The organism is Mycobacterium sp. P2_H7, from assembly GCF_056403275.1.
On the sequence record NZ_JBFUFU010000030.1, the window covers coordinates 31913 to 40263 of the forward strand.

7 protein-coding genes are annotated in these 8351 nt (G+C 60.6%); 4 read left to right on the top strand and 3 right to left on the bottom strand.

Going from position 1 to position 8351, the window contains the following annotated elements:
- Positions 1-62 precede the first annotated feature (62 nt).
- Complete coding sequence (locus AC1DY7_RS30585; protein ID WP_477497513.1) at positions 63-893, top strand: DUF1542 domain-containing protein; 831 nt, start codon at positions 63-65, stop codon at positions 891-893.
- On the opposite strand, the gene AC1DY7_RS30590 is transcribed toward AC1DY7_RS30585, so the two are convergent.
- The gene (locus AC1DY7_RS30590) at positions 894-2576 is read right to left on the bottom strand and encodes a cation:proton antiporter (RefSeq protein WP_477497514.1); all 1683 of its coding nucleotides are present in this window, start codon (positions 2574-2576) and stop codon (positions 894-896) included.
- A gap of 152 nt (positions 2577-2728) precedes the next feature.
- Here AC1DY7_RS30590 and AC1DY7_RS30595 point away from each other — a divergent pair, with 152 nt between their 5' ends.
- The 3 genes from AC1DY7_RS30595 to AC1DY7_RS30605 all read left to right on the top strand — a co-directional run bounded on the left by AC1DY7_RS30595 (position 2729) and on the right by AC1DY7_RS30605 (position 6849).
- The gene (locus tag AC1DY7_RS30595) at positions 2729-4564 is read left to right on the top strand and encodes an AAA family ATPase (protein WP_477497520.1); all 1836 of its coding nucleotides are present in this window, start codon (positions 2729-2731) and stop codon (positions 4562-4564) included.
- A 106-nt stretch (positions 4565-4670) separates the two neighbouring features.
- Positions 4671-5444 carry a GHKL domain-containing protein gene (locus AC1DY7_RS30600; protein WP_477497515.1) on the top strand — a complete coding sequence of 258 codons (774 nt, stop codon included), beginning with the start codon at positions 4671-4673 and terminating at the stop codon, positions 5442-5444.
- Positions 5437-6849, top strand: a complete 1413-nt coding sequence (locus AC1DY7_RS30605) for a phosphotransferase (protein ID WP_477497516.1) — start codon at positions 5437-5439, stop codon at positions 6847-6849. The genes AC1DY7_RS30600 and AC1DY7_RS30605 overlap by 8 nt, the downstream gene beginning before the upstream one ends.
- A gap of 62 nt (positions 6850-6911) precedes the next feature.
- Here the strand turns inward: AC1DY7_RS30605 and AC1DY7_RS30610 are convergent, their stop codons facing one another.
- Both AC1DY7_RS30610 and AC1DY7_RS30615 read right to left on the bottom strand, forming a co-directional pair.
- Complete coding sequence (locus AC1DY7_RS30610; RefSeq protein WP_477497517.1) at positions 6912-7703, bottom strand: Fpg/Nei family DNA glycosylase; 792 nt, start codon at positions 7701-7703, stop codon at positions 6912-6914.
- A 15-nt stretch (positions 7704-7718) separates the two neighbouring features.
- Positions 7719-8198, bottom strand: coding sequence for a ribose-5-phosphate isomerase (locus AC1DY7_RS30615; RefSeq protein ID WP_477497518.1), 480 nt, complete (start codon positions 8196-8198; stop codon positions 7719-7721).
- Positions 8199-8351 lie beyond the last annotated feature (153 nt).

The following is an 8351-nucleotide window of genomic DNA, read 5'->3' on the forward strand; positions in this document are numbered from 1 at the left end:
GCACCGAAAAGTGTGGGATCGGTAGCGGGTCCAGCGCGCCGGCTTTGGCTACGCTGAGCGCCATGAACGGCATGCTGCTGATCCTCATCCTGTTCGTCGTGGCAGGCATCGGGTTGCTGGTGTACGCGTCGTCGAAGGCCACCGGAGGCCGCAACGCGGCCGCCCTGTCCGACGCCAAGGCCGACGCCCGGCGCGTCATCGAGCGGCTCGGCGGGCAGGTGTACAACCTGACCGGCACCGACAACGCCTCCAAGCAGGCGATGGCCGATGCGTCGGAGCGGTACAACGCCGCCGCTGCCCAGATCGATCAGGCCACGACCGCGCGCCAGGCCGCGTTCGCCAAGGAGAGCGCCATCGAGGGCCTCTATTACGTGCGCGCCGCGCGGGCTGCGATGGGCCTGGATCCCGGGCCGGAACTGGAGACGCTCAGCGGCCAGCGCGGGGCCGGCTCCGTCACCGAGGATCGCCGGGTCACCGTGGAGGGCAGGCAGATCGAGGCCTCCCCCGCCCCGTCGCAGCGCACGCCGAACTACTATCCCGGCGGCCGGGTCGCCGGGCGGCCGGTCCCGGCCGGCTGGTACTCCGAACCCTGGTGGAAGCCGGCCCTGGTGGCCGGCGCCTGGGGTGTCGGGTCGGTGCTGTTGTTCGACTCGTTGTTCTCCGGGATGCACGGCGTCGATTACGGCGCACAGGGTTTCGAGAACGGCTACGGCGCCGGTTTCGACCAGGGCTACCAGCAGGGGTTCGACCAGAGCTCCGGTTCGGACGGCGGTGTCTGGGATACCGGCAGCGGCGGCTCGGACAGCGGCGGCGGATCCGGTTGCAGCGGTTCGAGTTGCAGTGGGTCCAGTTGCGGCGGCGGGGGCTGTGGCGGCGGCTGCGGCGGCAGCTGACTACAGCCGGCTCTCCAGCCTGGAAGACACCCCGGCCTCCTGCAGGTCGAGGCGCTCCAGCATGGCGCGCACCGCCTCGTCCTCGATGCGCCCCTCGTCCCGTTCGGTGATCAGCGCGGCCCGCTGCGCGGACAGCACGTCGCGGTAGAGCGCGGAGAAGACCTTCGCCCGCTTGGTCGGCGCCTCGGGATCGGGCATCCCATCGACGTCCTCGGAATGGCGGGCGACGGCCGTGCGGATCTCCGCGAGCACGCGCGGGTCCATGTCCACGGGCGGGTTCGCCCGGAATTCGGCGATCACGTCGTCGGCTGCGGCGTGCACCACCCGTTCGGCCTTGAGTTCCTCTTCGCGGTCTTCGGCGTGGTCGTCGTTGAACCGCGACAGTTGCAGGCGCCGGATCAGCCACGGCAGCGACCAGCCCTGGATCAGCAGTGTGCCCACGCTGACGACGAACGCGATTGCCTGAATGGTCGCCCGCTCCGGGAAGGGTTCGCCGGACATCGTCGTCGCCGGAATGGCGGCCGCGGCGGCCAAGGTGACGACGCCGCGCATCCCGGTCCACGAGACCACCACGTTCTCCTGCCAGCTCAACGTGCGCCGGTCGATCCGCGACCGCCACTTGCCCCGCGGTTTTCGCCGGGTCCCCAGCGCACCGCGACCGCTCTCGGGTGCGGGCACGCTCAGCCGGGTTTCGACGTGGCGGAACAGCTTGTTGCGGCCGAACATCGCGAACACCGACAGTGGCCGGATGACCAGCACGATCACCAGGACGATCATCGAGGCGACCGCGACCTCCATCAGTGATTCGTGGGCCTCCCGCAGGTCCTCCAGCACGAAGCGCAGATGCAGGCCGATGTAGGCGAAGACGAAGGCCTCCAGCAGCACGTCGACGGAATTCCAGACGTAGCGCTCCTGCAGCCGGGTCTGATATCCCGCGCCGAGGGTGCCGTTGCCGACGACGAATCCGGCGACCACGACGGCCAGCACACCGGAGGCGTGCACCTCCTCGGCGACGATGAACGCCGCGAACGGCACCACCAGACCCTGCACGGTCTCCAGTCCCGGGTTGGCCAGTCGCCTGCGGATCCACAGCGTCACGTACCCCAGCGCCAGGCCGACGATTGGTCCGATCACGGCGCTGTAGCCAAAGAGCAGGAACGGATTCGCGATGAACGTGTGGCCGCCGGCCACCTGGGTCACCGCCACCGAGAACAGCGCCAGCGCGGCGGCGTCGTTGATCAGGCTCTCGCCGGTGAGGATCGCCATCACGCGTTTGGGCAGGCCGAGTTTGCGGCCGACCGCGACGGCGGTGACGGCGTCCGGTGGCGCCACGATGGCGCCGAGCACCAATGCGGTGGCGAAGGTCAGCGGCACCAGCGCCAGCCAGGACGACACCGCGGCCACCGCGAACGCGCTGACCGCGACCAGGGCGACACCGAGCCCGAGAATCGGGCGGATGTTGCGCAGGAAGGTGGGGAACGAAAAGTCCAGCGCCGCCGAGTACAACAGCGGTGGCAGCACCACCGTCAGCAGGATGTGCGAATCGAGTTCGGGTGCCTCGAATCCGGGCAGGAAGGACACGGCGATGCCGACGACCACGATCATCAGCGCGGGTTCGAACCCGCGGCGATGGGCAATGGCGGTGACCAGGATGGCGCCGACGACGACGAGGATCAATTCCACAGCACTGATTGTCCCGGACTACCCGTCGGAGCGCTCAACGCGACCTGGGCCTGCATATAGGGCGCCTGTGGTGCGCGACGCCGCAGACCCGACTGAGTACGCTAGGTCGAACTTCGCGGATCAAAATGCGGAGAGTACGCGAGAGGATGCCAATGTGGATTTCCCGAGTGCGCGTCACAGGTGGGTTCTTATCCGGCTTAGACGTTGAGTTGACACGTGGTCTAAACGTGATCGTTGGGCCCCGCGGCGTCGGTAAGACGACACTGCTTGAACTTATTAGGCACGCACTTGCAATACCAAATCCCATTGCACAGAAGCGCTCTAACGAAACCCGCGTCAGAGAGTTGCTTCGCGACGGTGAGATTGTCATCGATATTGAGTCAGATCGGAGTCGTCATCGACTGGCAGTTGATGCAGAGGGCAGAGGTCGGAGCAGTTTTACCGAGTCTGTTGCGTTAATGCTTGGCCAGAATGAACTAGAAAGTATTGCATCTGACAAATCGAGCAGGCTGCAACTTATTGATCTCAGGGCTGGCGTGCATATCGACAAGCTACTACTCGAGGACTGCGCCTCCCTCACAAAAGAAATAGCCAATCTAAAAGAGAATATCCAGCAGTCTGACGATCAACTAGCTCAACGGCGCGACCTCGCTCTGGAACGAGAGGGACTGGTCGCGGAGGAAACACAATTGCTTTCCGCCGCCACAAACGACCTAAGCGCTTTGCGTCATCGCTTGCGTACACTCGAAGACGAGCTCGGACAAGTCGAAAAAGATCAAGAAAGAGCCGAGAGAGCGAGCACTCTCCTCACCACCACCAATAGTCTTCATCAGTCATTGGCACGTCAACTAACTGACCTTCGACAAATCTCAACCGGCTCAGTGCTCGCACCGTTGCTGGATGACTACATTGAACAGGAAGCAGAATATCTTCATCTAGCTGAGTCAACAGCTGCCATCGCGTCGCAACAAATAGTTGAAGCCGTGACGGACTTGGCGGCTCGCGACAACAACCTGAGGGTAGACGCCGCGCGCTTACGTGCGGATCTCGAAGAAGCTGAAACTGGCCTTGGCGACGTCACGGCACGACTACGCAATGTGGAAGTTTTGCTCGCAAAATTAGAAGTCCTCGCTATTCAGATTAGCGACATGCGGGATCGCGAAGTTCGGCTCAGAATCGAGAGAGACGCTCGGTTCGATGCTAGAGACGCTTGGCAAGAAGAGGTATTTTCAAAACGAGATGCAGTAGCGCGACATGTATCGTCGCAGCTTGATAATCGCGTAGTCGTCACAATTGATCACTTGGCGGACACGATGAGTCTCAGGGCTGCATTGCAGGCACTACTCCAGGGAAGCAACCTACAATACCGCCCATTAGCCGACGCCATTTCTCGTGATGTTTTACCGCGACAATTATTAAGACTTGTCGAATCTGGAAATGTCAAAGGCCTCGCGACAGCCTCTCGAATCGCAGAAGAGCGGGCTGCGCGAGTAATCAGCCATCTGCAGACTCCCGAAGCCCTCGGCGAATTAGCCCAATTAGTTCTCGAAGACTATGTCGATTTTCAACTTCAAGACGGTTTGCTAACAAAAAGCGTCGAAGAGCTGTCAGCGGGCCAAAAATGCGCCGTTACCTTACCGATATTCCTTACAGAAGAATCCCGCGCTTTGATATTGGATCAGCCCGAGGACCACCTCGACAACGCATATCTTGTTTCACATGTAATAAAAAGCATGCAACGGCGCGGGGAATCAGGCGCTCAGACCATCGTTGCAACGCATAATGCCAACATCCCAGTGCTGGGCGGCGCGGAAACCGTAATCGCGCTACAAAGCGACGGACTCCGGGGCTTTGTAGATGCACGTGGAGGGTTCGACCAACCCGACATCGTTCAGATCATCACATCCCTAATGGAAGGTGGCGCCGAGGCATTCAAGAGGCGCGCAAACTTCTACCGCCAATTCGGGAGCCTAGATGGAGGAGACTGAAGCGCGACGTCTCCTCCATTCAAGGAGTCCATCCGAACGAATCGAAGCAGCGCAATGGCTTTCGGAGCATGCATCTCGTAGCTGGCGGAATCAGCTAGTCGAAGCAATGGAAATCGAGACGGTGCCGCAGATAAGACGGCATCTTGACGTCGCGCTTCATCGTCTCGATTCGATGGGAAGCAACGCGTCCGACCGCCACGATCAACAACTGATACGCCACTCAGATGGACGATTGACAGAAGAGCAGGACCTCCTTTCGGATCTAGCAGGCTTGATTCGGCACGAGACTGAACCCGCGATTGGCTGGCTCCGAAAAGCCGCTAATCGCGAGATAGCACTCTTCGAGGCCAGTGCTACGAATCGAACAATCGAAGCGCTACGCCGCCGCATCGACGGTGTCGCCCAACTTGCAGATGCTAGTCGAGAACCTGAGTGGACCTCAATATCAATTTCCGAACTGGTGAATGAGTCTATTCCCCCACTAGCAAGCGACGACCGCCTAGTCGTCAACGCAGCGAATCAGTCGACCGATGACATGATTGAGACTGATCGAGGATTAATGGCCTTAATAATAGGAAACTCCATATCAAACGCTATACATGCCTCTTCGACTGTCGATCCCGTTGGAATCGCCGATGTATCTGTTAACTATGGCGTAAGTAAGTCCGAGTTTTGGTTGACCATTTCCAATCCGTTTTCCGGTAGCTCATTTACCCTTCAACAGGTGTCGGGCATCGGTACTTCAACGAAAACTGGCCACCGCGGACTTGGTGTGCTCGCCGCAAATAGGGCAGCTTCTCGAATGCGCTATTTGTATGATCTGTCAGCAGTGGGTGGTATCGCCACGGCGTCGGTTAGGGGTAGCAGATTCCATGTCTAGCCCAATTGCTGCGCTTGTAGAAGACGATCCTGAGCAGGTTCCAGAAACCACAGACTCACTAACAACGGCAGGCTTCGAGGTAATTCATTACTGGGATGCGAGCGAAGCAAAACGAGGACTTAGTGACCTCCAAGGTCAGATAGATTTCTTGGTCCTCGACCGGAATCTTCCTAATGCCATCGGCGATCAGCCGAGCAACCAGATAGGTGACGACCTGCTAGAAGACCTACTGGCAGAATATCCCGATGTGCCAGTGGCCGTGCTTACTGGGTACAGCGACGAAGACTACGCGCAGTTCGCCACCCGACACAGAGGTTCGATCACACTTCGAAGTGGCTCAATTTCAGTAGACCGAGTTGCGCCTTTCAGGAAAAGCCAAACTCTTGAATTTGAACGCTATGCAGTAAGACTCCACGACCAACTGATGAGATTGCGCGACATCAACGTTCTACCCGATTCACTTCGATCTGACCTTAACGACGCCAAAAAGCTACTACTTCGCCGCGTAGCGTTTGAATTTGCGGGAACAAGCGTTCGCGCCGAGCCACTCGAAGGTGGAGTCAGCGATGCCGATGTCTGGCATTGCGCAATAGACGGGCCAGACGGTCTAGTTGCCGACTATGTGGTCAAGAAGGTAAAAAAAATTCCGTCGACTGGAGGATTTCAGTCGTTGCTCCCCGGCAGCTTGGCTGCGGCGGTGGTTCACACCGTAAATGGACTTTGTCGCGGACAGTGCGCAACAGTAATACAGACCGCCGGCCGGAACGCGCAACCTCTTTCTTCGTTGATTGCGGACCATTCCTCCACTCAAGATGTCATCGAAAGATTGCTTAGCGGCCTCGATAGTATGGCGCATAACAATACCACTGTCGACAAGAATCTCTCCGATGTCACGAGTTATTTCGCTGAATGGAACTTGATAGAGGAAATTTTATCGACGCATGGCATCAGAGCTCCTCGACCGACAATAAGCGTGCGAACCACCTTAAAACACCAGCATGGCGATCTTCATCCCGGAAATATACTGGTCGTTGGATCCGATCCTGTCATCATAGATTTCGACAGTCAGCTGTACGGCAGTAGAATCATTGATGCAGTTTCATTGCTCTTGGGCGGTTTGTTCCACAAAGCATCACGATTGCGCGTCGGATCGTGGCCTGAGCCCGCAAATTTCAGCGTGTTCGATAGGACCATCTTCCTCCAAGATTGCCCATTTCCAGAATACTTTTCGGCCTGCTTGGACTGGCTCGTCGCATCTGTGACAAGTGAGCGCGAGTTGTGGGCGGTGCTACTCAGCTTTGCAGTCCGACAACTCAACTTTCCCGACGTTATGGAAAGTGATCGTTTACAGGCTTGCGCAGTCGAGCTTGCACGAACGATGGCCGAGAATCTGCGCGCCTCGTAAGTTCCTGTCTGGACCCTCTGTCGGACCTACCCTTACGACCCGCTGTCGTCCGACCTACCCCGTCACGACTGGCAGTTCGGGCACCAGAACACGTTGCGTGCCTCCAACTCCGCGGTGCGCACCGCCGTGCCGCAGACCCGGCAGGGATCACCCGCGCGGCGATACACGTAGGTGCGCGGGCGGCCCTCCCGGTAGGAGGGTGCGCCGCGATCGTCCTCGGGCCGGACGACGACGATCTTGCCGCGCCGCACCCCGACCTTCATCAGGGCGACCAGATCGGTCCACATCTCGCCGAACTCGTCGGCGTCGACGTGGGTGCCGGGCCGGTACGGGTCGATCCGGTGCCGGAACAGCAGCTCACTGCGGTAGACGTTGCCCACCCCGGCCATCACCGTCTGGTCCATCAGAAGAGCTCCGATGGTTCTGCGGGACTTGGTGATTCGCTTCCACGCCAATTCCGGGTGGGCATCGGCGCGCAGGGGGTCGGGGCCCAGCCGGGCCACCACGTCGTCGACGGCGGCCTCGTCGATCAGCTCGCAGACCGTCGGCCCGCGCAGGTCGGTGCCGTACTCGGCGCCCACCATGCGCATCCGCACCTGGCCGACCGGCAACGGTAGCGGGACCGGCGCCTCGGTGAAGGTGCCGTAGAGCCCGAGGTGCACGTGCACCACCGCGCGCTCGGTGTAGTGGTGGAACAGGTGCTTACCCCACGCATCGGCCCGGCGCAGGACCTGGCCGTTGACCGCGGCCGCGTCGGCGAACCGGCCCTGCGGGCTGGACACCGTCACCGGTGCGCGCCCGAAACGCTTCTGGTGCAACCGGGCCAGCCGGTGCAGGGTGTGCCCCTCTGGCATCGATCACGCCATGTATCAGGCGGGAGCGCCGGGAACGGGCGGCGCGATGTGGTCCTTCTCGTACTGCGCGAGGATGTCGATCCGACGCTGATGGCGCTCGGCTTCCGACCACGGGGTGGTCAGGAACGCGTCGACGATGGCCAGCGCCTCCTCTGTGGTGTGCATCCGGCCGCCGATGCCGATCAGCTGGGCCTTGTTGTGCTGGCGGGCCAGCTGCGCCGTCTCGACGCTCCACGCCAAAGCGCAGCGGGCGCCGGGCACCTTGTTCGCGGCGATCTGCTCACCGTTGCCCGAACCGCCGAGCACGATGCCCAGGCTGTCCGGATCGGCGACGGTCTTGAGAGCCGCCGCGATACAGAACGCCGGGTAGTCGTCGTCGGCGTCATAGGTGAAGGCACCGCAGTCGATCGGTTCGTGGCCGTTCTTCAGGAGGTGCTCGATGATGGTCTGCTTGAATTCGAGTCCGGCGTGATCGGCACCGAGGTAGACGCGCATGGGGTAACCCTAACTGGCTGTAGGCCGTGTCAATAGCGGGGTTTGGCATGTTGGGTCGACATCCGGTGTTCGGGTGTTGTGGTGGTGCTGTGATGTCGGTAGGGCTGGCTGAATGCGGTGGGTGCCTGGTGCCCACGTTGACGTATGCGACCT